Annotated in this window: 23 protein-coding genes; 3 read left to right on the plus strand and 20 right to left on the minus strand. The window is 62.7% G+C overall.

What is annotated here, in order from left to right; translation table 11 throughout:
* Nucleotides 1-53: 53 nt before the first annotated feature.
* Nucleotides 54-1,298 carry a M50 family metallopeptidase gene (locus tag CJEIK_RS06045; protein WP_005295251.1) on the minus strand — a complete coding sequence of 415 codons (1,245 nt, stop codon included), beginning with the start codon at nucleotides 1,296-1,298 and terminating at the stop codon, nucleotides 54-56.
* Complete coding sequence (gene dxr, locus CJEIK_RS06050) at nucleotides 1,283-2,473, minus strand: 1-deoxy-D-xylulose-5-phosphate reductoisomerase (protein ID WP_034965084.1); 1,191 nt, start codon at nucleotides 2,471-2,473, stop codon at nucleotides 1,283-1,285. Before dxr ends, CJEIK_RS06045 begins: the two co-directional genes overlap by 16 nt.
* 143 nt (nucleotides 2,474-2,616) lie before the next feature.
* On the opposite strand from dxr, the gene CJEIK_RS06055 reads away from it, so the two are divergent.
* Nucleotides 2,617-3,018 carry a DUF2631 domain-containing protein gene (locus CJEIK_RS06055; protein ID WP_005295258.1) on the plus strand — a complete coding sequence of 134 codons (402 nt, stop codon included), beginning with the start codon at nucleotides 2,617-2,619 and terminating at the stop codon, nucleotides 3,016-3,018.
* Nucleotides 3,019-3,089: 71 nt separating this feature from the next.
* On the opposite strand, the gene rlmN is transcribed toward CJEIK_RS06055, so the two are convergent.
* Nucleotides 3,090-4,187, minus strand: a complete 1,098-nt coding sequence (rlmN, locus tag CJEIK_RS06060) for a dual-specificity RNA methyltransferase RlmN (RefSeq protein WP_011273702.1) — start codon at nucleotides 4,185-4,187, stop codon at nucleotides 3,090-3,092.
* 78 nt (nucleotides 4,188-4,265) lie between these two features.
* On the opposite strand from rlmN, the gene CJEIK_RS06065 reads away from it, so the two are divergent.
* Nucleotides 4,266-4,670, plus strand: coding sequence for a LapA family protein (locus CJEIK_RS06065; RefSeq protein WP_005295264.1), 405 nt, complete (start codon nucleotides 4,266-4,268; stop codon nucleotides 4,668-4,670).
* On the opposite strand, the gene CJEIK_RS06070 is transcribed toward CJEIK_RS06065, so the two are convergent.
* From CJEIK_RS06070 to rpsB, 5 genes are all read right to left on the minus strand, one after another.
* Nucleotides 4,671-5,549, minus strand: coding sequence for a phosphatidate cytidylyltransferase (locus CJEIK_RS06070; protein WP_011273703.1), 879 nt, complete (start codon nucleotides 5,547-5,549; stop codon nucleotides 4,671-4,673). It lies immediately after the preceding gene.
* 19 nt (nucleotides 5,550-5,568) lie between these two features.
* Nucleotides 5,569-6,126, minus strand: a complete 558-nt coding sequence (frr, locus tag CJEIK_RS06075) for a ribosome recycling factor (protein WP_005295269.1) — start codon at nucleotides 6,124-6,126, stop codon at nucleotides 5,569-5,571.
* Nucleotides 6,127-6,187: 61 nt separating this feature from the next.
* A complete protein-coding gene (pyrH, locus tag CJEIK_RS06080) occupies nucleotides 6,188-6,970 on the minus strand; it encodes a UMP kinase (protein ID WP_005295274.1) in 783 nt (260 codons plus the stop codon).
* 97 nt (nucleotides 6,971-7,067) lie between these two features.
* A complete protein-coding gene (tsf, locus tag CJEIK_RS06085; RefSeq protein ID WP_005295278.1) occupies nucleotides 7,068-7,886 on the minus strand; it encodes a translation elongation factor Ts in 819 nt (272 codons plus the stop codon).
* A 171-nt stretch (nucleotides 7,887-8,057) separates the two neighbouring features.
* Complete coding sequence (rpsB, locus tag CJEIK_RS06090; RefSeq protein ID WP_005295280.1) at nucleotides 8,058-8,891, minus strand: 30S ribosomal protein S2; 834 nt, start codon at nucleotides 8,889-8,891, stop codon at nucleotides 8,058-8,060.
* A 660-nt stretch (nucleotides 8,892-9,551) separates the two neighbouring features.
* Between rpsB and CJEIK_RS06095 the strand changes: the two genes are divergently transcribed.
* Nucleotides 9,552-9,947 carry a M23 family metallopeptidase gene (locus tag CJEIK_RS06095; protein ID WP_273657786.1) on the plus strand — a complete coding sequence of 132 codons (396 nt, stop codon included), beginning with the start codon at nucleotides 9,552-9,554 and terminating at the stop codon, nucleotides 9,945-9,947.
* Here the strand turns inward: CJEIK_RS06095 and CJEIK_RS06100 are convergent.
* The 12 genes from CJEIK_RS06100 to betT (CJEIK_RS06155) form a co-directional block, all read right to left on the minus strand.
* A complete protein-coding gene (locus CJEIK_RS06100; protein WP_005295284.1) occupies nucleotides 9,922-10,827 on the minus strand; it encodes a tyrosine recombinase XerC in 906 nt (301 codons plus the stop codon). The genes CJEIK_RS06095 and CJEIK_RS06100 overlap by 26 nt on opposite strands.
* A 17-nt stretch (nucleotides 10,828-10,844) precedes the next feature.
* A complete protein-coding gene (gene dprA / locus CJEIK_RS06105; protein ID WP_005295287.1) occupies nucleotides 10,845-12,035 on the minus strand; it encodes a DNA-processing protein DprA in 1,191 nt (396 codons plus the stop codon).
* Complete coding sequence (locus CJEIK_RS06110; RefSeq protein ID WP_005295289.1) at nucleotides 12,032-13,573, minus strand: YifB family Mg chelatase-like AAA ATPase; 1,542 nt, start codon at nucleotides 13,571-13,573, stop codon at nucleotides 12,032-12,034. Before CJEIK_RS06110 ends, dprA begins: the two co-directional genes overlap by 4 nt.
* Nucleotides 13,574-13,576: 3 nt before the next feature.
* On the minus strand, nucleotides 13,577-13,972 hold the full coding sequence (locus tag CJEIK_RS06115) for a YraN family protein (RefSeq protein WP_011273704.1): 396 nt from the start codon (nucleotides 13,970-13,972) through the stop codon (nucleotides 13,577-13,579).
* A gap of 141 nt (nucleotides 13,973-14,113) precedes the next feature.
* Nucleotides 14,114-14,419 (minus strand): DUF2469 domain-containing protein, encoded by a 306-nt coding sequence (locus tag CJEIK_RS06120; protein WP_005295294.1) that lies wholly within the window; start codon nucleotides 14,417-14,419, stop codon nucleotides 14,114-14,116.
* A gap of 4 nt (nucleotides 14,420-14,423) precedes the next feature.
* Nucleotides 14,424-15,050, minus strand: coding sequence for a ribonuclease HII (locus CJEIK_RS06125; protein ID WP_005295298.1), 627 nt, complete (start codon nucleotides 15,048-15,050; stop codon nucleotides 14,424-14,426).
* A gap of 20 nt (nucleotides 15,051-15,070) precedes the next feature.
* Entirely contained in the window at nucleotides 15,071-15,835 is a 765-nt protein-coding gene (gene lepB, locus CJEIK_RS06130; RefSeq protein ID WP_005295301.1) for a signal peptidase I, read from the minus strand.
* Between the two features lie 118 nt (nucleotides 15,836-15,953).
* Complete coding sequence (rplS, locus tag CJEIK_RS06135; RefSeq protein ID WP_005295302.1) at nucleotides 15,954-16,295, minus strand: 50S ribosomal protein L19; 342 nt, start codon at nucleotides 16,293-16,295, stop codon at nucleotides 15,954-15,956.
* Nucleotides 16,296-16,408: 113 nt separating this feature from the next.
* Nucleotides 16,409-18,679, minus strand: a complete 2,271-nt coding sequence (locus CJEIK_RS06140) for a Tex family protein (protein WP_011273706.1) — start codon at nucleotides 18,677-18,679, stop codon at nucleotides 16,409-16,411.
* A 19-nt stretch (nucleotides 18,680-18,698) separates the two neighbouring features.
* Nucleotides 18,699-20,876 carry a choline BCCT transporter BetT gene (betT, locus tag CJEIK_RS06145; RefSeq protein WP_005295308.1) on the minus strand — a complete coding sequence of 726 codons (2,178 nt, stop codon included), beginning with the start codon at nucleotides 20,874-20,876 and terminating at the stop codon, nucleotides 18,699-18,701.
* Nucleotides 20,877-20,882: 6 nt separating this feature from the next.
* Nucleotides 20,883-22,454: an aldehyde dehydrogenase family protein gene (locus CJEIK_RS06150; protein ID WP_005295310.1), complete on the minus strand. Its 1,572-nt coding sequence runs from the start codon at nucleotides 22,452-22,454 to the stop codon at nucleotides 20,883-20,885.
* 53 nt (nucleotides 22,455-22,507) lie between these two features.
* A complete protein-coding gene (betT, locus tag CJEIK_RS06155) occupies nucleotides 22,508-24,709 on the minus strand; it encodes a choline BCCT transporter BetT (RefSeq protein WP_011273707.1) in 2,202 nt (733 codons plus the stop codon).
* Nucleotides 24,710-24,802: the final 93 nt, after the last annotated feature.

The raw sequence follows: 24,802 nt of genomic DNA on the forward strand, positions 1-24,802 counted from the left end.
CTCTTTCCAAGTCTACGCTCCGTCCAGCGGGCGCAAAGGTGGGCGTCACTTAACTAGAAAATACGGATCGGATTAACCACATCGGCGACGATCACAATAATGCCAAACACCAGCAGCACCGCTGTAGCTGCGTACGTCAACGGCATCAGCTTCGTGTAGTCGGCGGGACCTCCCGGCTGCTTGCCGCGCAGTCGGCGGAAGAAATCGCGGATCTTTTCGTAGATAACCACGGCGATATGCCCGCCGTCCAGTGGTGGTAGTGGCACCAGGTTGAAGGCGGCCAGGAAGAGGTTCAGGCTCGCCAGAGTCATGAGGAAGCTCATCCACTGTTGGTACTGCACCAGCTCACCGCCGACGCGGGAGGCACCGACCACACTCATCGGGGAATCGTCCTCGCGGTTGCCGCCGAAGATAGACTCCACCACCCCAGGCACGCGCTGCGGCAGGCCAATCAGGCCATGGAAAGTGTCGTTGACCATACCGCCCGTGAAGGACAGAGTGCCACCCACCGCGCTGGCGGGGTTGTACTGGTTGATCACGAAATCCGGGCGCTTGGCGCGGATGCCGACGGCGCCGGAGGTCATGGTGTTGCCGGCGGTATTGACGCGCTCGACCAACTCGATCTGCAGGTCGAGGTTTTTGTGCTGCCCGTTGCGGTCAACGACGGCCGGAACCGTGATGCGGTCGCCGACCTGCTTGCCATCGTCGGCGGCGCGCTCGGCCTCGTCGGCGATGGCCTTGGTGAACTCTCGGAAGTCTTTCGTCTCTTCGCCGTTCACGGAGAGGAAAGTATCCCCAGTCTGGACGCCGGATTCCGCCGCTGGCCCCTCGCCCGTGCACTTGGCGAGCGTGCCATCCGAGTTCTGCTTCGCCGGTGCACACTGGGTGGATTCGACGGTGGGAGTAAAGACCACGTTGCGGTCCGGCAGGCCCCAGGCCAGCGCCACCCCGTAGAGAATGCCGAGAGCCAGCAGGATATTCATGATGATGCCGCCGAGCATGACAAAGATTCGCCGGTGCGCCGGCTTGTCGTACATTGCGTACGGGCGCTCCTCGTCAGTCATCTCGTCGAGCTTCGTCATGCCGGCGATGTCGCAGAAGCCACCTAGCGGGACGCCCTTCAGGCCGTACTCGGTGTGGCCCTTGCGGAAGCTAAAGATCGTCGGGCCGAAGCCGATAAAGTATCGCCGCACGCGCATGCCGGACATGCGGGCAGCGATGAGGTGCCCCGCCTCGTGCAGGGCGATGGATAGGGCAATGCCTAGGGCGAAGAGTAGGATCCCTAGTCCGAAAGCCACGTGGCCATCCTTTCGTGCGCCTTGGCGCGGGCTTCGCGCTCTGCCGCCAGCACATCTTCAAGATCGTTGGGTTCGGCGGACAGATGCTGGCAAGCCTCCATGGTTGCCGCAACAGTATCCACAATCCGGGGGAAGCTGAGCCGACCGTTGAGGAACTCTACGGCCGCTTCCTCGTTCGCAGCATTATAAACCGCGGGCATCGTTCCCCCGGCAGTGACTGCCTGGCGCGCCAAGATCACGGCCGGGAAGACTTCGTCGTCCAGTGGCTCAAAGTGCCAGTCGGTTGCTTCGGTAAAGTCCAACTTGGGCTGTGCATCGGCAATGCGGTCTGGCCAGCCGAGGGCGAGGGAGATCGGCAGCTTCATCGACGGCGGGGATGCCTGGGCGATCGTCGCCCCGTCGATGAAGGTGACCATGGAGTGGACAATCGACTGCGGGTGTACCGTCACGTCGATCTTTTCGGCGGGGATGCCGAACAGTAGGCTGGCTTCGATCAACTCCAGCCCCTTGTTCACCATTGTGGCGGAGTTCAGAGTGTTCATCTGCCCCATCGACCAGGTCGGGTGGTTCGCCGCCTGCAGCGGGGTGACATCCTCCAGCTGGGCGCGAGTGTAGCCCCGGAAGGGACCACCCGACGCAGTAAGCACAAGCGAGTCGACCTCGTCCACCCGCCCAGAGCGCAGGCATTGAGCCATCGCGGAATGCTCGGAATCCACGGGAATCAGCTGCCCCTCGTCCGCCGCCTTTAGCACCAGCTGGCCGCCGGCGACGAGGGATTCCTTGTTAGCCAAAGCCAGCTTCGCCTTCGTTCCCAAGGTGGCCAGCGTTGCGTCGAGCCCCAGAGAACCAACCAGGGCGTTCAGAATGACGTCGCACTCCCCCAGTTCCGGCCCGACAGCCTCAACCAATTCGCGGGCAGAATCCTTGCCACGGATGCAGTGGGCGCCGAACTCTCCGTCCAGCCACTCCGCCGTGTGCTCGGAAGCCACCGCCACACGCCCGAGGTCCAGCCCAAAGTCGCGGACCTGCTGCGCCAGCACGTCCGGCTTGGAGCCGTGCGCGGAAATGCCAACCAGCTCGAAGCGCTCTGGGTTATCCGCCATCACCTCCAGCGCTTGGGTGCCGATGGATCCGGTGCTGCCTAGTACTACTACTCGCGTTTTCACGCGGTCTATTCTATTTCTTTTCTTGGTGACGCCCCGTCTCCCCACCTAAATTGGGTACTTTCCTGGCCACGCCTGTACACGGATAGGGACATTCTTGTCCTGATGTGTCAAAATAGCGGGGATAGAATTTTTTTGACTTTCAGGAGGAAACGGTGGCGCACCACTCTAAGGAAGCTGAAGTTTACAACGGCGTATCCACTGCGGACGTTCCGTCTGCGGCCTGGGGCTGGAGCGAGCTTCCGCGTCGCGGAATCATTACCGCCGGTGTCATCGGCGGCCTGTTCTTGCTGGGCATGCTTTTCGGCAACCACAAGGGCAACGTTGAGAATATCTGGCTGATCGTGTTGGCAGTCGTGGTCTTCCTCGGCGTTGGTCTGTGGGTGGCCCGCCCGACTTTCAAGCAGCGCACGACCGTTACCGCTCGCAACAAGCCCGAGGGCCATGTGGAGCCGGTGTGGTCCGCTGACCAGCTGAACCTGACGGGTGCTTACGCCGACCTGAGCGACGATGAGCTGCGTAGCCAGAACATCGACCCGGCTACGCTGAACCGCTAACTCTGACCGGCTAGTTTATAGCCCCAAGAATTTTTTAACTGCGCAGGCTCTTTTAGAGTCTGCGCAGTTTTTTATCGCTCTTCTGCCGCCAGCTGACCACAGGCAGCCGCGATCTCCTGCCCCTTGGTATCACGCACAGTGCAAGGCACCCCCTGGGCTTCCACTCGCCGGACGAACTCATCCTGCCGATCCTTCGGGGAAGCATCCCACTTGGAACCTGGCGTGGGGTTCAGCGGAATGAGATTGACGTGCACCTTCGTGCCCAACGCACCGCGCAGCTTCTTCCCCAGTAGGTCCGCGCGCCAGGGCTGGTCGTTCATGTCGCGAATCAGTGCGTACTCGATGGAGACACGACGCCCAGAGGTATCCGCGTAATAGCGCGCGGCGTCCAGGACCTCCTCCACCGACCACCGGTTGTTCACAGGAACCAGCTCGTCACGCAGCTCATCGTCGGGAGTGTGTAGGGAAACAGCCAGGCGAACCTTCATCTCCTCGTCCGCCAGCTTGCGGATCGCTGGGGCCAGCCCGACAGTCGACACGGTGATGTTGCGTTGTGAAATGCCGAAGCCATCCGGCGCGGGTGCGGATACCTTGCGGATGGTCTCAACCACGCGCTTGTAGTTGGCCAATGGTTCGCCCATGCCCATGAACACGATGTTGGACAGGCGGCCGCCCTCCTCCTGCATCGTACTTGCCGCGGCACGAGCTTGCTCCACCATCTCACCGACGGAGAGGTTGCGGTCCAGTCCGCCCTGACCGGTCGCACAGAACGGGCAGGCCATACCGCAGCCGGCCTGAGAGGAAATACACAGAGTTGCGCGCCCCGGGTAGCGCATCAATACGCTTTCCAGCATCGTGCCGTCGTGCAGCCGCCACAGCGTCTTGCGCGTCTCCCCATCGTCCGCATCCATGTTGCGCATGGGCTGCATCAGCTCAGGGAACAGCGCCTCCTTCACCGCGGCCCTCTTGGACTCGGGCAGATCCGTCATCTCCATCGGGTCGCCCTGCAAGCGGCCGTAGTATTGACGCCGAATCTGATCCGCCCGGAACTTCGGCAGACCGAGCTCCTGTACACGCTCCTTGAGCGTCTCCTCATCGAGATCCGCCATGTGTACCGGCGGCATGCCCCTTTTAGGTGCTGCGAACTGAAGTTTTACTGGTGTAGCCATGATGCGACCCATTATTGCACGTAACGGGGGTAACCCTCACATTGCAAAAATCTGACCCCAACCAGGTTATGCCGTTGAATGGGAAGCATGAGCGACAACAACCAACCGAACTCTGTCCCCCAGCCGACCAATCCAAAACCGGTTAACACTCCCCAGAACCCTCCGACCACGCACACAAAACCTGTAACTGGAGCGCCGGCGCAGGAACCGGCGTCACCAAAAAAGAACAGCGAGCACCGCGAGGTAAAGAAGACCCTGGCGGGAACGACGTGGGTGGGCCTCATCATCGGCGTGCTGCTGCTGATCCTATTGCTGGTGTTTATCCTGCAGAACCAGGAATCCGCGGAACTACAGCTACTGGGGTGGACGATGACCTTCCCGATCGGCGTGGGCATGCTGATCGCCGCAATTGTCGGAGCATTGATCATGGCGCTGGTCGGCGGCGTGCGCATCGTGCAGTTGCGCAAACAGGTTACCCAGTAACTACACTCCGCTGAGCATATTCAGCACGACCCAGGTAATCATCGCCGACGGCAACATACCGTCCAGGCGATCCATCAGGCCCCCGTGGCCCGGCAGCATGCCGGACATGTCCTTGATTCCAAGGTCGCGCTTGAACTGTGATTCCACCAAGTCGCCGAGGGTAGCGCAGCAAGCCAGACCGGGCCCCAGCAGCAGGCCGACCCAGAACGGGCCGGAAAGCAGCAACGTCACGCAAGCCACGCCGATGGCAGTGGACAGAATCACCGATCCGACAAAACCCTCCCAGGACTTCTTCGGGCTCACGGCAGGTGCCATTGGATGGGTACCGAAAAGCACACCTGCGATGTAGCCGCCCACGTCGGATCCCACAACGCACAGCATGAACGTGACGATAAAAGCCCAGCCGTCGATGTGATCGCGTTGCATTCGAGACAGCATGGCCGCGAAGCTGCCGAACAGAGGGATCCACGTCAGTACGAAGACGCCCACCGCCGTATCACGGAGATAGTTATGTGGCGGCGAAGAGCGCCCATAGTGGAACAGGCGCGTCACCATCAACAACAATATGCTGATGACGAAACCCGCTAGCGCGCCTGTCGGCCCAAAGGGCCACGAAAGCCAGACGATAACCTGCGCGCCTAAAAAGAGGACGGGCAGGTTAAGCACATAACCGCCCTCGTAGAGTCGGCGCCAGACTTCATAAACCGCCAGAGACAGGGCGAGAGCCACCAGCGGATACCAAGCGAATGGCGTGAAGAGCCCCGCAATGGCGATGGCACCGAGAATTACGCCAACGCCGATGGCCTGTTTAAGATCCCGGCCGGGACCATTCTTGGGTTTCGGGCGAGCAGCGATAAGAAATCGGCCTTTCGTGCGCAGGGGCTAGCGGAGTATCGAGTTAAACCTCGAGCAGCTCCTTCTCCTTGGCCTCGACCAGGGAATCTACCTGCTCGACGTAGCTGTGGGTGATCTTCTCCAGATCCTTCTCAGCCGCGCGGACCTCGTCCTCGCCGGCCTCGCCGTCCTTCTGGATCTTGCCCAGCTGCTCCATGCCCTTGCGGCGAATGTTGCGGATGGCGATCTTCGCATCTTCGCCCTTGGACTTGGCCACCTTGACCATTTCCTTGCGGCGTTCTTCGGTGAGCTGCGGGATCGTTACGCGCAGCACCTGGCCGTCGTTGGTGGGGTTGACGCCCAGGTCAGAGTTGCGGATAGCGTTCTCGATCGCATCCATGGTGGACTGCTCGTAGGGCTTGATCAGCAGCATGCGTGGCTCCGGGACACTGATGGTGGCCATCTGGGTGATCGGAGTGGGAACGCCGTAGTACTCGGCGACAACGCCGTTGAACATGGACGGGTTCGCGCGACCGGTGCGGATGGTCGTCAGATCCTCGCGGGCGTGCTCCACGGAGCTAGTCATGCGCTCTTCGGACTCAAGCAGAATATCGTCAATCATGATTAGGAATTTACCAGCCTACGGTGGGAAAAGTGTTAAGGGATCGGGTTGTGTTGGCGCTTTAGCGGGTGCTGACGTTGCCGTCGACCAGGGTGCCGATGCGCTCGCCAGCGACTGCGCGAGCAATATTGCCGTCGGTCAGCAGGTTGAACACCAGAATCGGCATCTTGTTGTCCATGCACAGAGAGAACGCGGTGGCGTCGGCAACCTTGAGGCCCTTCTCGATAACCTCCCGCGGGGTGATCTCGTGGAAGAGCTCCGCCTCCGGGTTGGTCCGCGGATCGTCGCTGTACACGCCGTCGACGGCCTTGGCCATCAGCAGCACCTCACAGCCGATCTCCAGAGCGCGCTGGGCGGCAGTGGTGTCGGTGGAGAAGTATGGCATACCCATGCCCGCACCGAAGATAACGACCCGCCCCTTCTCCAGGTGACGGGAGGCGCGCAGGGGCAGGTAGGGTTCGGCGACCTGGGTCATCTGGATGGCGGTCTGTACGCGGCAGTCCACGCCCTCCTGCTCCAGGAAGTCCTGCAGGGCCAGGCAGTTCATGACCGTGCCGAGCATGCCCATGTAGTCGGAGCGAGAGCGATCCAGACCGCGCTGCTGGAGCTCTGCGCCGCGGAAGAAGTTGCCGCCGCCGATAACCACGGCGACTTCCACGCCGGACTTGGAAACCTCCGCGATCTGCCGCGCCACGTTCTGCACGACGTCGGGGTCGATGCCGACCTTGCCGCCGCCGAACATCTCACCCCCCAGCTTCAACATAACGCGCTTGTAGCCTTCGCGGTTTTCGGCTGTAGTCACCGGGGAATCTCCTTTGTCGACGTGTTTTGCACTGCTGGCCATACTACCCCACCCAAGGCATGGAAAAAGGCCCCGGCACCCTTTCGTGTGCCGGAGCCTCTACCGAAAAAATTTTCGGAGTGTACAGACTGTGCAGTCTTTAAGCCTGGCCAACCTCGAAGCGCTTGAAGCCCTTCAGGGTCACGCCGGCCTCGTCCATAACCTGCTTAACAGACTTCTTGGACTCGGTGACGGACGGCTGATCCAGCAGGCAAACATCCTTGAAGTAGCCCTTCAGGCGACCCTCGATGATGTTCGGCAGAGCCTTCTCCGGCTTGCCCTCTTCGCGAGCGGTAGCCTCGGCGATCTCGCGCTCCTTAGCAACGGTCTCAGCCGGAACCTCGTCGCTGCTCAGGTACTTAGCCTTCAGAGCGGCAACCTGCATAGCGGCAGCCTTGGCTGCACCCTCGTCGTCGCCCTCGTAAGCGACCAGCACGCCAACTGCCGGCGGCAGGTCGGCGGAGCGGTGGTGCATGTAGACAGCAACCTTGTCGCCCTCGATAGTGGTGGCGCGCTTCAGCTCCAGCTTCTCGCCGATCTTTGCGGACAGCTGCTGCAGAGCGTCAACAGCCTTCTGGCCGTCAACCTCAACTGCCTCGAGCTCCTCGCGGGAGTTGGCCTTAGCCTCAGCTGCAGCAGCAGCGACCTTGTCTGCGAACTCGATGAACTCAGAGTTCTTAGCAACGAAGTCGGTCTCAGCGTTGACCTCGATCATGGTGTTGCCGGAAACGGCAATCAGACCCTCGGAGGCGGAGCGCTCTGCGCGCTTGCCGACGTCCTTAGCGCCCTTGATGCGCAGGATCTCGATGGCCTTGTCGAAGTCGCCAGCGGCTTCTTCCAGGGCCTTCTTGCAGTCCATCATGCCGGCGCCGGTGATCTCGCGGAGCTTCTTAACGTCTGCAGCGGTGTAGTTCGCCATGTGGGGCGATCCTCCTTCTGGTGGAAGTGTTCATAGTGGCTGAAATAACAGTTTCTATATTCAGTCCTGGTTTCCAGCCTAGGTTACAAGTAACGCCCACGCCCGTCGGACACGGGTCTTAAACTGTGTCCCATACGGGGGTGGGCGCTAATTCGCTAGCTCTAAAGCAGCTTAGGCCTCGGTGTTGCCCTCGGCCTTAGCTTCAGACTGAGCCTCAGCCGGTGCCTCTTCGGCGGGAGCCTCGGTCCTCTCAGCCTCAGCCGGTGCCTTGTCGGCATCGCCGGCAGCTTCCTTGGCTGCAGCCTCCTGGCGCTCAGCGCGGGCCTGGCGGCCAGCCTCTACTGCGGAGGAGATGATGCTGGTCAGCAGGTTTGCGGAGCGGATTGCGTCGTCGTTGCCCGGGATCGGGTAGTCGACAACATCCGGGTCACAGTTGGTGTCCAGGATTGCGACAACCGGAATGTTCAGCTTCTGCGCCTCGGAGACAGCGATGTGCTCCTTGTTGGTGTCGACGATCCACAGAGCGGACGGGGTCTTGGTCATGTCCGCGATACCGCCCAGGACGCGCTCCAGCTTGTTGCGCTCGCGGGTCAGCATCAGAACTTCCTTCTTGGTGCGGCCCTTGTAGCCGTCCTCAGCTGCGTCCATTGCCTGCAGCTCCTTGAGACGGTGCAGACGCTTAGCAACGGTCTGGAAGTTGGTCAGCATGCCGCCGAGCCAGCGGTGGTTGACGTAGGGCATACCCACGCGCTCCGCCTCGTTGGCAACGGCTTCCTGAGCCTGCTTCTTGGTACCGACGTACAGGATGTTGCCACCGTGGGCAACGGTCTCCTTGACGAACTCGTATGCTTCGTCGATGTAGGTCAGGGTCTGCTGCAGGTCGATGATGTAGATGCCGTTGCGGTCAGTGAAGATGAAGCGCTTCATCTTCGGGTTCCAACGACGGGTCTGGTGACCGAAGTGGACACCAGCGTCCAGCAGCTCGCGCATAGTAACAACAGCCATGGTGTTACAGGGGCGTATTTCTTCTAGCCGACCATTTGGTCGGCGCCGCCCCTTCCTCGCTTTCAAAGTTTAGGGTTTGACGGTTTTCTTCACGATGCACTCGACACTCACTGTACGTGCGTGGCTTGTGCACCATCCTGGCAGATAGTCCCCGGTGTAGCTGTGGTTCGCCATGTTCGCCCGCTTCTCCTAGCGGGACCGTGCTGGTGAGCCAATAGGTGGGGTGCGAATATCTACGCGTAGTCAGTAGCCTTACTCCGCCTCTCGACCTTCGCGAAACCGAGCGCACCTTCTTAGAAGGGTGCGGCAGACGAATCCGGACATACTGCGCCTGCTACCCTACCCCTACTCACGCTGCCAAAACAAGTCCCATTCCCGCGCGTTTTGCCGTTTCTGTGGACAACTTTTAGTTATCCACAGGCTCGCCGGTTCGCCCTTTCTTTTTGGTGACGCCCCTACGCATCATCTGTAGACATGATCCTACGGCTTGACCGCGCCATATCCTTTACGCTTGCGCTGGCTTTCCTCTGCGTAGGCATTCCGCCTACCCCCTTGACCTTTGCGGCTTCCCAGCCTGATGCTGCCCAGCCTGCCACTCCCCGACCCGATACGTCCCACCTCGTCCGATCCCATCGGTTGCCAACTGCCAAGGATGCACAGGTGATCCGCGACGCGGACATTCCCGATGCTGTATGGGAACCGGGTCACCGGGGCGTGGATCTGCAGGCATCTCCCGGGCAGGTGATCGTTGCCAGCCGAGGAGGAAGCGTTGCCTTTGCAGGAGTCGTCGCAGGCACACCGGTGGTCTCCATCAGCCACGCGGACGGTATCCGCACCACCTACGAGCCCGTCGTGGCGCGCGTGCGCACTGGTCAAAAAGTGCGCCGGGGCGAGGCCATCGGCGTGTTGGCGGATGCCGCCGCTTTGCCTGAATACGCCCGAAAGTCGCCGGGGCTGTCCTGGGGCGCGCGATTCGAAGGCAAGGGGCGGGTGTACATCGACCCGATGACCCTTCTCGGTTCGGTGCGGGTCAGGCTCTGGGATGCGCCTGGTTAAATACGGCCTTCAGCCGCTCGGTGCCAACGTGGGTGTAGATCTGTGTGGTGGACATGTTCGCGTGGCCAAGGAGCTCCTGCACCACTCGGAGGTCTGCTCCGCCTTCTAGGATCGCCGTGGCTGCGGAGTGCCGTAGCCCGTGAGGAGACAGGCGCGGGCCAGGGCCGGCCTGGGTCACACGGTTCACCACGGTGCGAACCTGTCGGGGATCAATGCGCTTGCCACGGACACCAACGAAGAGGGCCGGAGTTTCCTTTGCCATGTCTTCGCGCACCTCTAGCCACTTTTCCAGGGCTGCCACCACGGTTCCTCCGAAGGGAACAACGCGGGTCTTGTTGCCCTTACCCGTCACACGGAGGAGGCGGTTGGAGAAGTCCACGTCATTCACGTCACAGCCCGTCAACTCGGACACGCGGATGCCGGTGGCGTACAGCAGTTCAACCATGGCCCAGTCGCGGATGGCGCTAGGCGTGGCGGCATCCCCCTCGGGTTGCAAACCATTGAGCATGTCGGAGGCCTGGTCAGAGCGCAGCACACGCGGCAGCGTGCGCTGCGGCTTTGGAGCCTTCAGCGCGGCAACGGGGTTGGCCTGTACGAAACCGCGGTGTGCAAGGAATGCTCCGAACCCCCGCATGCTGGAGGCAAGTCGGGAGAGACTGGCCCGGCTCGCTCCGTTGTCCACCGCCCAGCCCAGTACGTCGCGAGCACGGTCCAGGTCAAACTCCTCGATGCGCTCCAGGCCCTCTAGTGCACTGTCGAGGTTCTGTCGGTAGGCGCGGATCGTGTTTTCGCTGCGTCCGACCACGTGGCGCAGGTGCTGCTCGTAGTCGTCCAGCGCAGACCACAACGGGGTGGTGCCAGCGGGACGGGAGTTACTCATGTGACCAATCTAGCGGGTCACTCGACCCTAATCCAGCGGTCCGCCTCCCTTCGGAGCCTGCCCATTGCCTCCAGGTCACGCAGGCAACGGATCACCGTGCGGGCGGGCAAACCGGTGGCTTCCACTAGTTGCGGCAGTCTGCCTTCGGGACCTTTGCCGCTCGGCAAGGCTGCGGCGTCAATAATGGCGAGGTGCTCCCAGCTTGGCAGGAACGAACGATCCTCCTGGCCTAGCCCCAGCGCCATCTGCTCACCGAGAGGGGTGAGCTCCTCGATCAGGTCGCGGGCACTAACAGCCAGAGTTGCACGGGCTGTGCGGATACGATCCAGGCACCCGAGTGAAGCGTGGGAGGTGACGGGGCCGGGGACGGCGAAGATGGGCTTCACGAAAGCCTCGGCCCAATTCAAGGTATTGAGAGCCCCGCTGCGCTGAGGAGCCTCGACCACCAGGGTCGCCTGCCCGAGCGCCGCTGCTAGGCGGTTACGGGTGAGGAAGCGATGGCGGGCAGGCGGGGTGCCCGGCGGATACTCGCTGATGAGCATTCCGCCGGAGCCTACGATCTGCTCAAACAGATTCGCATGCGCCTTGGGATAGGAAACATCGAGCCCGCAGGCCATGACCACGACGGTGGGCATCTTGGAATCGAGGGCCGCGCGGTGGGCGATTGCGTCGATGCCGATCGCACCCCCGGAGATCAGACTGAAGCCCGCATCCGCTAGATCCCCAGCGAAGGACCGGGTGACTTGCTCGCCGTAACGTGTAGCAGCGCGAGTACCCACGACCGTGACCGAACGGCGCACTAGGGTATCTAGGCGCGCATCTCCGCGTACCCAAAGGGCGAAGGGTGCGGCCGCCTGGCCGCGGACAGAAGAATCGTGATCTGCACCCGAATCAGCCATTCGCACAAAGCTAGCCGTGAGCTCGGCGGGCCACTCGTCATCCTCCGGGGTGACCAGCCGCCAGCCGCGGGCGGAAGCTAACTCTGCGTCACGTGTGGGATCTTGCTCGTAGCGCTGCGACGTCGAACCTGCCAGCGCCTCCGACAGCTTCCCGCCCCGGCGCGCCAAGGCGGCTGCGACAGCCTGCACCTCCGCGGGACCGGCCTGCTCCCAGCCGTCTGGCCAGAGCATGTCCAGGACATCGATGCGCGAGGCCTCTATGACTCGGCGCACGTAGACCCACTCCAAAAAATTTTCCTGGGTCGTCATCGCTGCACCTCTACCAATTCTCTGTCTGCTCCAAAGAGTTCCACCGCATCGCTGATGTGTCCCAGGTGTGGAGCGGAGGCGCGGTCGAGATCTGCAAGGGTCCATGCGACCCGTATGGCTCGGTCCACTCCCCGCTGTGTGATGGTGCCGGTGCGCAGCATGTCCTCCAGTAGAACGGAGCCGGATTCATCCACGCCTACCTGCCGCAAAATTTTTCCGGGCACTAGTGCGTTACTGGCGGTACCCCACCGCTGGCGGGCACGCTCCCTGGCCTCGGCGACACGTTCGGCGACAGCGGCGCTGGTCTCCCCCGGACTGCTAAGCGCCTCAATCTGGGGTCTGCCCGTTGTAGTGGCGAACACGTCCACTCGGTCGCGCAGCGGTCCGGAAAGCTTCGCCTGGTACCGCAGCCGAGCCCCGGAAGGACAAGTGCAGTCTATCGGCAGCTCTGCGCCACACGGACAGGGGTTGGCTGCCATCACCAGTTGAAAGTCGGCGGGGAAGCTGGAGATCCGATTTGCTCGCATGAGCTCCACTCGGCGCAGCTCCATGGGCACGCGCAGGCTCTCTAAGCTATCCCGGCGCGCCTCGCTGACCTCGTCGATAAACAGCACCCCGTGGTGGGCTAGGCTCACGGCCCCGGGCACGGGCACGCGCCCGCCGCCGATAAGTGCCGCCGGGGTCACGTTGTGGTGCGGGGCGATGAAGGGCCGCTGCCCCGCGAGCACCTCCGGCAGGCTCCCTTTCGCCCCGGCTAGAGAATGCACGCTCGCGGCCTCCACCCGCTCGGTATCGGTCATGGGCGGGAGTATCCCCGGCAGGCGTTCGGCCAGCATTGATTTGCCGCTGCCCGGCGGCCCCGTCAGCATCAGGTTGTGTCCCCCGGCCGCGGCAACCTCCACCGCGCGGCGGGCGGCGGGCTGTCCCACAACCTCCGCCAAGTCCCCCGCTTGCCGAGGCGGGGCGTACTCCCCCGGGCACGCCTCCGGTAGCTCTCCCCCGCGCAACCAGTCGATAACCGTACCCAGGTTCGGGGCCACCAACACGCTCACACCCCCATCGCTCGCTGCCGTTGCCTCCGCCGCCTCCGCTGCTTCGCTCTCGTTTCCCACGGGGACTACGACAGTGGAAAAGCCCTCCATCGCAGCGGCCAAAACCAGTGCGAAAACTCCCTGCACCGGGCGGATCTGGCCATCCAATCCCAGCTCCCCCACCAGGATCGTTTGTGCCAGCCGCCCCGCCCCCAGTGCGTCGTCTGCCACCGCGGAGAGCATTGCGCACACCATCGCCAGGTCATAGCCGGCCCCCTGCTTCGGCAGCCCAGCGGGCGACAAGCTCATCACGGTCCGCGACCCCGGCCACCCCACACCGGAGTTCTTCAGTGCCGACCGGATGCGATCCTTCGCTTGCACCACCGCAGTATCCCCCATACCCACGATTGATATGCCGGGCAGTCCTCTGCTCACGTCGCACTCGACGGTGATCACCGTCCGCTTGGTCCCCTCCAGCGCCATCGACTGCGCATGTCCCACGGCCATCGGTCACCACACCCCCTCAACGTGCTCACGCACCCCGTCTGGCCCTACGTCGATCACGTCCACACGCAGTCCCCCGGAAAACTGCACCCCCTCGCGATTCTGCTCCAGCCACAGTCCGGCAAGCGTGCGAATCCGCCTGAGCTTACGCGGCCCTACCGCCGCCACTCCGCCCCCGTCGGAGGCCGAGGTGCGATACTTCACCTCGATGAAAGCCAGGTCATCTTCGGGTGTTCGCGCCACCAAGTCCAGCTCGCCATAGCGGGTATAGAAGTTGCGGTCTAGCACCTCATACCCCGCCCGGTGCAGATACTCAGCCGCCAGGTCCTCCCCCAGATTCCCCACTGCTCGCCTATTCGCCGCCGTCACTCGTCGCCCCTCCCCTTCTTGGTGATCCGGCACCGGGTCTTTACTCCCGGCACCTGGTTCACAAGTGTGGGGCATTATCCCCGTGGGGTGGCGTCATAAAAAGAAAAGAAGATAACAAAAGCCCAGGTGGTTGTGGATAACCCCTGGGCTGTGAATAAAAGGAAAAGGTGCAGGTCAGTCCGGCAGTTGCAGCTCGGGCTTGTCGAGCTCTTCGATGTTTACGTCCTTGTAGGTGATTACGCGCACGTAGCGCACGAAGCGGGCGGGGCGGTACATGTCCCACACCCATGCATCCGACATGCGAACCTCGTAGTAGACCTCCCCGCCGGAGTTGCGAGGGATCAGCTCGACAGCATTGGCCAGGTAAAAGCGGCGCTCAGTCTCCACAACGTAGGAAAACTGGCTGACCACGTCGCGGTACTCGCGGTACATCGACAGCTCTACGTTTGCCTCGTAGTCGTCTAGTTCCTCAGCGCTCACGGACTTACCCTCGATCCTTCCCTTTAAGCCACTGCTCGTGCGCAGCGGCCACGTTCTTGTAACTGTAACGGTGATAAGGGGTGCCACCGTGTAGGCTCACCGCAGTCATGTGCGCCTTGGTGCCATAGCCCTTGTGACTAGCCAAACCATACCCCGGGAATTCCTCGTCAAGCGTTCGCAACACTCGATCCCTGGAAACCTTTGCCAGCACACTCGCCGCGCTGATGCACTTCGCCATCTGGTCACCCTTCACCACGGGCAAGTGCGGCATGGGCAGGCCAGGGACCTTCACCGCATCCGTCAGCACATAGCCGGGCTGTACGTCCAAAGCAGCCACGGCACGCCGCATGCCGGAGACATTCGCGTGCTGGATGCCGAAGCGGTCGATGTCTTCGGCGCTGATGTGAATGATCGAGTAGGAAACGGCGACGTCACGGATGACGTCGTACAACCGCTCGCGGGTCTTCTCCGTTAGCTTCTTCGAGTCGGTCAGACGGTCCAGCCCCACCCCGTCCAGATCAGACGGCAGGATGCACGCTGCAATAGAGATCGGCCCGCAGCATGCGCCGCGCCCGGCCTCGTCCACGCCCGCGACAGGCCCTAGCCCTGCGGACTCTAGTTCGCGTTCCAACTTAACTATTGAGAGCGGTTCTAGCCCTGGATCGGCAGGGAGTCCACGCCTCCGATGCGGCTGAACGGCAGCAGAATGGACTCGACCTCGCCGACGATGTTCTCCACCGGGATGGTGCCCTGGTGCTCGTCACCCATGTGCGCGCGGGAATCCAGCGAGTTGGTGCGGTTGTCGCCCATCACCCAGACCGCGTCGTCCGGCACGGTCACCGGACCGAAGTAGTCGCCCTGGCATTCCTTGGAGCCCGTAGTCGGGTCGATCGGGTTCACTGGCGGGTTCATCGTGTAGGAATCATCGACCTTTTTGCCATTGACCATGATGCCCGGGTCACCTTCCTGGCACTGCACGGTCTGCCCACCGGTCGCGATCACACGCTTGACCAAGGTGTTCTCGTCCGGCGCGACGATACCGATGGTGGCGCCAAGGTTCTGCAATCCGCGCACCACACCGTTGGTGCTGCGGCGGGAGGTGTATTCCTCGTTCCAAGACTCAGTTCCGACAAAGACGACGACATCACCCGGGTCGGGCATCTTGTCGCCGCGGTAGGCCAGCTTGTTCACGAAGATGCGGTCGGGTGTGCAGCCCACGCAGCCGTGCAGCGTCGGCTCCATCGACTCGGAAGGAATCAGGTACATGCGGCCCACAAAGTTATTGAAAGCGCCCAGTACCAGCATCGTCACCAGGATGATGATCGGCATCTCGACCCACCAAGGGTAGGTCTTTTTCTCCTTCTTCTTTTTTGGTGACGCCCCCTGCTCCGGCTGCGCGGCAGCCTCATTGGGCACGTTAGGGTCGTTAGGTTCCTGTCGATGAGTCACAAAGAACGAGGATACCAGTGGGGCGAACAGCAAAAAACCCAGCCACGAAAGTGTGACTGGGTTGATAGCACTTAGGGGGTAAGTACTAGATGCGCTCCTTGATGCGGGCTGCCTTGCCGCGACGCTCGCGCAGGTAGTACAGCTTCGCACGGCGGACCTTACCGCGGGACAGGACGTCAATGCGGTCGATGTTCGGGGAGTGAACCGGGAAGGTACGCTCCACACCGATGCCGAAGGAAACCTTGCGGATGGTGAAGGTCTCGCGGATGCCGGAGTTCTGGCGGCGGATCACAACGCCACGGAAAACCTGCAGACGGGACTTGGAGCCCTCGATAACCTTGACGTGAACGTCCAGGGTATCGCCGGCGCGGAACTCGGGAATGTCGTCGCGCAGCTGAGCTGCGTCAACCTTATCAAGAATGTGCATGGATGAAATCCTTTTGCTCGTCTGGATAGAGGATCCTCGCGGCTTTTCGCGTGACGTGCGCGCCTACGGGTTCGTACCCACAACAGAAATTAACTTGAGTAGTATGACACCGACTAGTGGCTTTGTCCAAATCCTGCGTTCTTCAGCGCGGCGGCCATACTGCCCTGCGGGGCTTGATTGCGGGGTTTGGGCTTCCTCCGCGCACCCTTCTTCGGCTTGGACTTGCCGTTGGCTGTGGGGGCCTTGGGTTCGTCCTGCAGGCGCAGGGAAAGGCCAATGCGGTTGCGCGGAACATCCACGTCAACGACACGCACCTTCACCACCTCGCCGGAGCTGACCACGTCGTGCGGATCCTTGACGAATTGCTCGCTCATAGCGGAGACGTGAACCAGGCCATCCTGGTGCACGCCGATATCCACGAAGGCTCCGAAGGCCGCAACGTTCGTGACCGTTCCCTCTAGCACCATGCCCGGCTTGAGGTCCTTGATGGTCTCGATCCCCTCGGCGAGCGTGGCGGTCTTAAACGTCGGGCGCGGGTCGCGCCCCGGCTTGTCCAGCTCCGCCAGCACGTCCGTGACGGTGGGGATGCCGAACTTCTCGTCGGCGAAGTCCCCCGCGCGGAGCTTGCCCAGCACGGCGGAGTTGCCCACTAGCTGCACGACCTCCACGCCGGTGGCGTCCACGATGCGGCGCACCAGCGGGTAGGCCTCCGGGTGTACGGCTGAACCGTCCAGTGGGTCGGCAGCGCCGTTGATGCGCAGGAAGCCTGCGGCCTGCTCGAACGCCTTCGGCCCCAGGCGCGGCACCTTCAACAGTTCCTTGCGGGACTTGAAAGCGCCGTTCTCATCGCGGTAGGCCACAATGTTTTCCGCCAGGGTCGGGGTAACACCCGCCACCCGGTTCAGCAGCGGCGCGCTAGCAAGGTTAACGTCCACGCCGACGGAGTTCACCGCATCTTCCACCACGGTATCCAGCCCGGCAGCCAGCAGCGCCTGGTTAACGTCGTGCTGGTATTGCCCAACGCCGATGGACTTCGGGTCGATCTTCACCAGCTCCGCCAGCGGATCCTGCAGGCGGCGGGCGATGGAAACGGCCCCGCGTAGCGAAACGTCCATGTCCGGGAACTCCTGGGCGGCGACCTCGGAGGCAGAGTAGACCGAGGCGCCGGCTTCGGAGATTACGACGGTCTGAGGCTTGGTGCCGTCAGCCAGCCCGGCGATCTCTTTGGCCAACTTCTCGGTCTCGCGGCTGGCGGTGCCATTGCCAACTGCGAGCAACTCCACACCGTGCTTGTTCACCAGCGCGCTGAGGATCGTACGAGCCTTATCCCACTGGCCCGAGTGCGGGTAGACGACCACCGTGTCCAGTACCTTGCCAGTACCGTCCACGACGGCGCACTTCACGCCGTTGCGGTAGCCCGGATCCATGCCCAGGGTCGCCCGGTGGCCCGCGGGGGCTGCCAGCAGCAGATCCTTCAGGTTCTTCGAGAACACGCTCACGGCGGCCTCGTCGGCCTTCTCCTTCAGACGCATGCGCACATCCACCGCGGAGCTAACCGCCAGTTTCGTGCGCCAGCCGAAGCGCACGCATTCGGCGCGGAACTTATCGGCAGGATCGCCCTGCGCCTGCAGCCCGGTGCGATCGGCAATGATGCCCTGGTAGAACTCGTCGTCCTCCCCCGGCGCAAAGTTCACCCGCAGCACGCCTTCGTTCTCACCGCGCAGCAGTGCCAGCACGCGGTGGCTCGGCAGATCCCCGAAGGGTTCGTCGAACTCGAAGTAGTCGCGGTACTTCTGGCCTTCTTCCTCCTTGCCCTCAATCACGGCGGACTCGGCGCGGCCGCGCTTGAAGTATTCCTCGCGGATCTCCCCCACCAAATCCGGGTCAGTGGAAATGTCCTCGACCACAATGGCCCTGGCGCCGGCCAACACCGAGGTGGCGTCAGCAAAACCCTCCTGGACGTAGTCCGCGGCCAGATCGGGGCTGCCTCCGGCGAGCAGCTTCTCGACCAGCTCGCCCAAGCCGGCCTCGCGCGCGATAGCGGCCTTGGTGCGGCGGGACTTCTTAAACGGCAGGTACAGATCCTCGAGGCGGGCCTTCGTATCCACGGCCAGGATCTTTTCACGCAGCTCGTCGGTGAGCTTGCCCTGCTCTTCGATGCTCTTGAGGATGGTCTCCTTGCGGGCGGCGAGCTCGCGCAGGTAGTCGAGGCGCTGCTCGAGCTGGCGCAGCTGGCTATCGTCCATACCGCCGGTGACTTCCTTGCGGTAGCGGGCGATAAACGGCACGGTCGCCCCGCCGTCCAGCAGGTCGATGGTGGCCTGAACTCGGGGCTGGTCCACCTCGAGTTCGTGGGCAATGATGCTAGCGATGCAATCGGTCATTCCCCACATTCTAGAGGGGCTACTGCTTACCGAAGTCCTCGCCCCACTCGGGCGCATCGCTGGTGAACTCCGTCAGATCCCGCTCGCCGCTGAAGCCCTGCTGCATGTGCAGGTACTCCAGGTGGCGATCGAACAGATCCAACACGTTATTGATCAGCTGCGCGCGGGTGTAGCCGAACACGTCGAAGCCCAGGGAGCCGTTCATACCGAAAACCTCGAGGCGGACGTAGTTCTTGCCGTTGTCGAGTTTGTCCGACGCACCCTCGCGAACCGCGAACTCCGGGGTGGTGGAGATGACCGGGTAGAGCTGATAGCGGAAGACCGGGTCCTCCCCGAAAATCACGGACAGATCCAACTGGGGAACCTTGGTGTCCTTACTATCGGCGACCAACAACGTGGCGTCATAATCCCTAGCCCGCAGCGCCGTAGCGACCGATTCGAGGGCGGGCTTGGCAATCTGCACCACATAGCGGTGCGCGGTCTGCTCCGACGGCCAGGTAGAGGTGCGATCGAGACGGTTCTCCCAGTCCAGGTCGTTGCCAGAGGGCAGAGTGCGCCCGGAAATCGCGGAGTGCAGAGCGATGGCACGGGAATCCACCTGGGCGGTCTCCATGCGTATCGAACGCATCAAGCCCACCATGATCAGGTACACCACCACCATGAACGGCAAGCCCATGATCAGCGTGGCCATCTGCAGCGTGGCGATGCCGCCGACCTGCAGCATGGCGATCGTCAGCACGGCGACGGCACCCGACCACATCAGGCGCATCCACGGCGCACCGTCCTGCTGCGGGTCCTGCGAGATGGAGGAGAATTTCGCCATAACCAGTGCGCCGGAGTCCGCGGAGGTCACAAAGAACAGCAGGCCCACGAGGATGGCGATAAACACCACGATCGTGCCGCCGGGCAGGCCATCGAGCAGGGTGTAGAAGCCACGCTCCGGGGAGTCCACGGCGGTCTGCAGGAAGTCGTGATCCTTGCTATTCACCGCACGATCCAGCGCAGTGTTACCCAGGATGGAAGCCCACAGCGCGACGAAGATGAAGGGCACGCACAGGGTGCCGATGACAAACTGGCGGAAAGTGCGGCCACGGGAAATGCGAGCCAGGAACAGGCCCACGAACGGTGCCCAGGCCACCCACCAGGCCCAGAAGAACAGCGTCCAGTTAGCCATCCAGTCCGCAGTGGCGGCCGGGTCCTGGGAGTAAGAGAAGGTCTCGAATGTCCAGCGCGGCAGCCAGGCTAGGTAGTCGCCCATGTTCTTCACCACGGAGTTCAGCAGCCAGCCAGTGCGGCCGGTGAACAGGACGAACAGCAGCAGTGCGGTAGCGAGGTAGACGTTCGCCTCACTGAGGCGCTTAATGCCCTTGTCCACACCGGATACTGCGGAGATCGCTGCGACGCCCACTGCCAGCGCCACCAGGGCGATCTGCATGCCACGGCCTTCGGGCAGGCCGAACACCATGTTCAGGCCGAAGTTCAGCTGCACCACGCCGATACCCAGGGAGGCTGCCACGCCGAAGATCGTGCCGAGCAGGGCGGCGACATCTACCGCGTCGCCGATTGGTCCGTTCACCCGCTTGCCGATCAACGGGTACAGGGCGCTGCGGATGGCCAGGGGCATGTTCAGGCGGTAGGCGTAGTAGCCAAAGGCCAGGCCCATCAGCGCGTACAGCGCCCAGCCGGACACGCCCCAGTGGAAAAGAGTCCAGGCGATGGCCTCGTTGTAGGCCTGCTCCGTCATCCCCTCGCCCACCGGCGGGGTGGAGTACTGCGCCAGCGGCTCGGCCACGGAGTAGAACATCACGCCGATGCCGATACCGGCGGCGAAGAGCATTGCCGACCAGGAGAAAAGGCTGTACTGGGGCTTGGAGTGGTCGGGACCCAAGCGGATAGCGCCCGCCTTGGACAGGGCGATCCAGATCATGAAGATCAGCGCAATGGCAACGGTGGCGATGTAGAGCCAGCCCAGGCTCTCTGTCAGCCACCCGGTGATTCCCCCGACGACGGAATCGAAGTTATCGCTGGCGACGGCGGCCCAGATAGCGACCAGCAAAGTGATGACCATCGTGACCGCCACCACGGGCCAGTTGGCCTTGGGAGGCTCCCCACTGCGCGAGCGGTCCGCCCCCGCAGAGTACGTACCGACGATGGCCCGAGGGCCAGCTGACAGTCTGGCTCGCTTCTTGTCCGCCAACTTTTCCTATTCCTTAAACCACCCCGTCACCGCTGGCGCGATGTTGGTGTAGACGTGCTTGTGCTCCTGGTACTCGGCCAGTCCGGTGGGGCCGAGCTCGCGACCGTTGCCGGACTGCTTCATTCCGCCCCACTCCGCCTGTGGCAAGTAGGGGTGGAAGTCGTTAATCCAGATGGTACCGTGGCGCAGCTTACGTGCGACCCTTTCCGCCTTTCCGGCGTCAGTGGTCCACACGGCTCCGGCCAGGCCGTACTCGGTGTCGTTGGCGATGGCTACGGCCTCGTCCTCGGTGGTGAAGGTCTCGATGGTCACGACCGGGCCGAAGGCCTCGTCGTGCACGCAGTCCATCTCTTGCGTGCAGCCATCGATGATCGTCGGCAGGTAGAACACGCCCTGGGTCAGATCCGTGTTACCCGTGGCGTGGGAGCCCTGGTTGTCCTCGGCCGTCGGGATGCGCCCGCCGCAGAGGATCTTCGCGCCCTGCTCGCGGGCGCGGTCGACGTAGGACGCAACCTTGTCGCGGTGATCGGCGGAGATCAGGGCACCGGTCTCGGCGGCCTCGTCCAGCGGGCCGCCGACCTTGATCTTCTCGGCCTTGGCCACCAGAGCCTCGACGAACTGGTCGTGGATGGACTCCTCCACCACGATGCGGGAGCCCGCAGAGCACACCTGGCCGGAGTGAACGAACGCGCCGTTCAGTGCGTTATCCACCGCAGCGTCGAAGTCCGCGTCGGCGAAGATGACGTTCGGGTTCTTGCCGCCCAGCTCGAGGGCCACGCGCTTGACGGTCTCCGCCGCGTTGCGGGCGATCAGCTTGCCGGTGACCAGGCCGCCGGTGAAGCTGACCATATCCACATCCGGGCTCTGCGACAGCGGGTTGCCGCAGTTGGCGCCCGCGCCGGTGATCAGGTTAGCCACGCCAGCCGGCAGCCCCAGCTGGTCCAGGACCGTCATCAGCATCATGGCGGTGTGCGGGGTGAGCTCCGCCTGCTTCAGCACAAAGGAGTTGCCTGCGGCCAGGGCCGGGGCGACCTTCCAGGCCACCTGCAGCAGCGGGTAGTTCCACGGGGTAATCAGGCCGCATACGCCTACCGGTTCGGCGTCAATACGAGAGCGAACATTTGCATCGCCCGGGTCCACGACGCGACCGGCCTGGTGCTGGGCGAGAGTGCCGAAGTACTCGAAGGAGTTGGCGATGTCGTCCATGTCGATCTCGGACTCGGCCAGGCGCTTGCCCGTGTCGGCGGACTCGGCGCGGGCGAAGGCATCCTTGTTCTCGCGGATCTTGTCGGCGACCTGTAGCAGGAGCTTGCCGCGCTCGGCGGCGGGCACGTCGGCCCACACGCCGGAGTCGAAGGAGGCACGGGCAGCGGCGATGGCCTTGTTCGTGTCCTCGTCGGAGGCCTCAGAAACCAAGCCCACGGTGGAGTTATCGGCGGGGTTTGTGATCGTGCGGGTCTCGCCCTTTTCAGCCGCTACCCACTCGCCGTTGATGAACAGCGAGGCGGGAGCGCCCTCATTCTTGTGCACCCCGGCCAGCAGTTCGCAGGTGGTGGGGTCGAACAGTACAGCGTTCATGGTTGTGATTCTCGCTTTCTGTATTTGGCCTTTTAGTCCAGTTGGTCCAGGTTTTAGTCTTCAGTCCAGGTGCGCACGGGATCCGCGCCGTCGGACATGTCGGAGGTGCCCGGAAGATCGCGCTGCATGTGCAGGAACTCCAGGTGGCGCTCGTAGAGGTCCAGGACGTTATCGATCAGCTGCTCCGTGGTGTAGCCGTAGATGTCGTAGCCCAGCGAACCGGTGTTGTCGAAGACCTCGAGACGGTAGTAGTTCTCCCCATTACTGGTGCTGCGGGTGAAGCTCGGCACCGGGTGCTCCAAGGGGTAGATCTGGTAGCGGAAGTCTTGCTCTTCACCCAGGTGGATGGTGAGGTCCAGCTGGTTTACCGGCAGGTTCGGCACGTCGGCAGCCACCAGCGTAGTGTCGATTCCCTCGTCCTTCAGCTCGCGGGCAACGGCCTCCAGCGCAGGCTGCGCCACGTTAGTGAGGTACTCGTTGGCCTTGGCCTGGCTCGGCCAGGTGGATGCTCGAGACAGGCGCTTGCGCCAGGACTGCTTGTCCCCACCGGCACCGGAGCGGCCGGACATGGCGCTGTGCAGGGAGATACTGCGGGCCTCCGTGGCGTAGCTCTCCAGGCGCAGGGAGCGCCATAGTCCGAACATGATGAGGTAGATCACGATCGTGAACGGCAGACCCATCACGATGGTTGCCAGCTGCACTGTTTCGACGCCGTTAACTTGCAGCATGACCAGCGTCAGCACGCCGACCAGCACGGCCCAGAAGATGCGGGACCACTTGGCACCGTCCTGGCGGGAATCCTCGATCTTGGAGGTGAAGTTGGCGGTCACCAGCGCACCGGAGTCGGCGGAGGTGATGTACAGCAGCAGGCCAATCATGGTGCACAGGACGATCAGCACCGCGCCGCCGTTCATGTCCTGCAGCAGTGCGTAGAAGCCCTGCTCCGGAGCTTCCATGGTGTTGTTCGCGAAGTCCATGTCGCCACTGACAACGCGCTTCAGGGCGGTGTTACCGAACAGGCTCATCCACAGCAGGATGAACAGGAACGGAATTGTCAGTACGCCGACGACGAACTGGCGCAGGGTGCGGCCGCGGGAAATGCGAGCCAGGAACAGGCCGACGAAGGGCGCCCAGGCTACCCACCAGGCCCAGAAGAACAGCGTCCAGGCGCCCATCCATTCCTTGGTGGCCTCCGGATCCTCGGAGAAGGCAAACGTGTCCATCGTCATGCCCGGGAAGGAGGAGACATAGTCGCCGATGTTCATCACGAGGGCGTCAAGAAGGAAGGCAGTCTGGCCCGTGACGGTGACGTAGAGGACCAGCCCGATGGCCAGCAACACGTTGATCTCACTCAAGCGCTTAATGCCCTTATCCACGCCGGAGATGGCGGACAGGGTGGCGATGCCGACGGCGAAGATGATCAGGCCGGACTGGACGGCCACGCCCTGGTCCCAGCCGAAGATGAGGTGCAGGCCGTAGGTCAGCTGCACCACGCCGATGCCCAGGGAAGCTGCGATGCCGAAGACGGTGCCCAGCACGGCGGCGATGTCCACTGCACCGCCGATGGGCCCATGGATGCGCTTACCGATCAGCGGGTACAAGGCGCTGCGGATGGCCAGTGGCATGTTCAGGCGGTAGGCGTAGTAGCCGAAGGCCATACCCATCAGGGCATACAGGGCCCAACCTGTGATGCCGTAGTGGAACAGTGCCCACACGACTGCCTGCTCTGCAGCCTCGCGGGTCTGCCCCTCCCCTACTGGCGGCGCCATGTACTGAGTCACCGGCTCCGCGACGGCGAAGAACATCAGATCCACGCCAATGCCGGCGGCGAAGAGCATCGCCGACCAAGAAAAGAGGCGGAATTGCGGGCGGGAGTGGTCCGGCCCCAGGCGAATGTTGCCCGACTTCGAGAAAGCAACCACTAGGACGAAAATCACGGCTACCGTCGCGGTGACGATGTAGAACCAGCCGAGGTTCGTGGAGATCCAGCCGGTGACGGTGCCCAGGGTGTCCTTGGCCTGCTCGCGACCGAAGAAAGCGTAGAGGGCGACGGCCAGGATGCCGAGTGCCGAAACGATGAAGACGGGCCAGTTGGTCTTGGGGTCCGTTACTTCACCCGGCGAATAGCTATCACGGTCGTTAACATCAAAAGAGCCGACGATCACTCGCGGGGCAGAGGCTTTTTTCCTGCTCACGAGGCGCCGGGAGGCGCTTTCGGCCGCCTCCGGCTGGTGGTCGTTTTCGGGATTTGTCATGTAATTCTCCTCTTGTTCTCCACGATCGCTACTACGCCAAAGGGAGTTCATTTTCTCAGAAATACAATTCCCTAGAATACACAGGTCTTTCTA

Origin of the sequence: Corynebacterium jeikeium (assembly GCF_028609885.1) — a bacterium.
GTDB classification, from domain to species: Bacteria; Actinomycetota; Actinomycetes; order Mycobacteriales; family Mycobacteriaceae; genus Corynebacterium; species Corynebacterium jeikeium.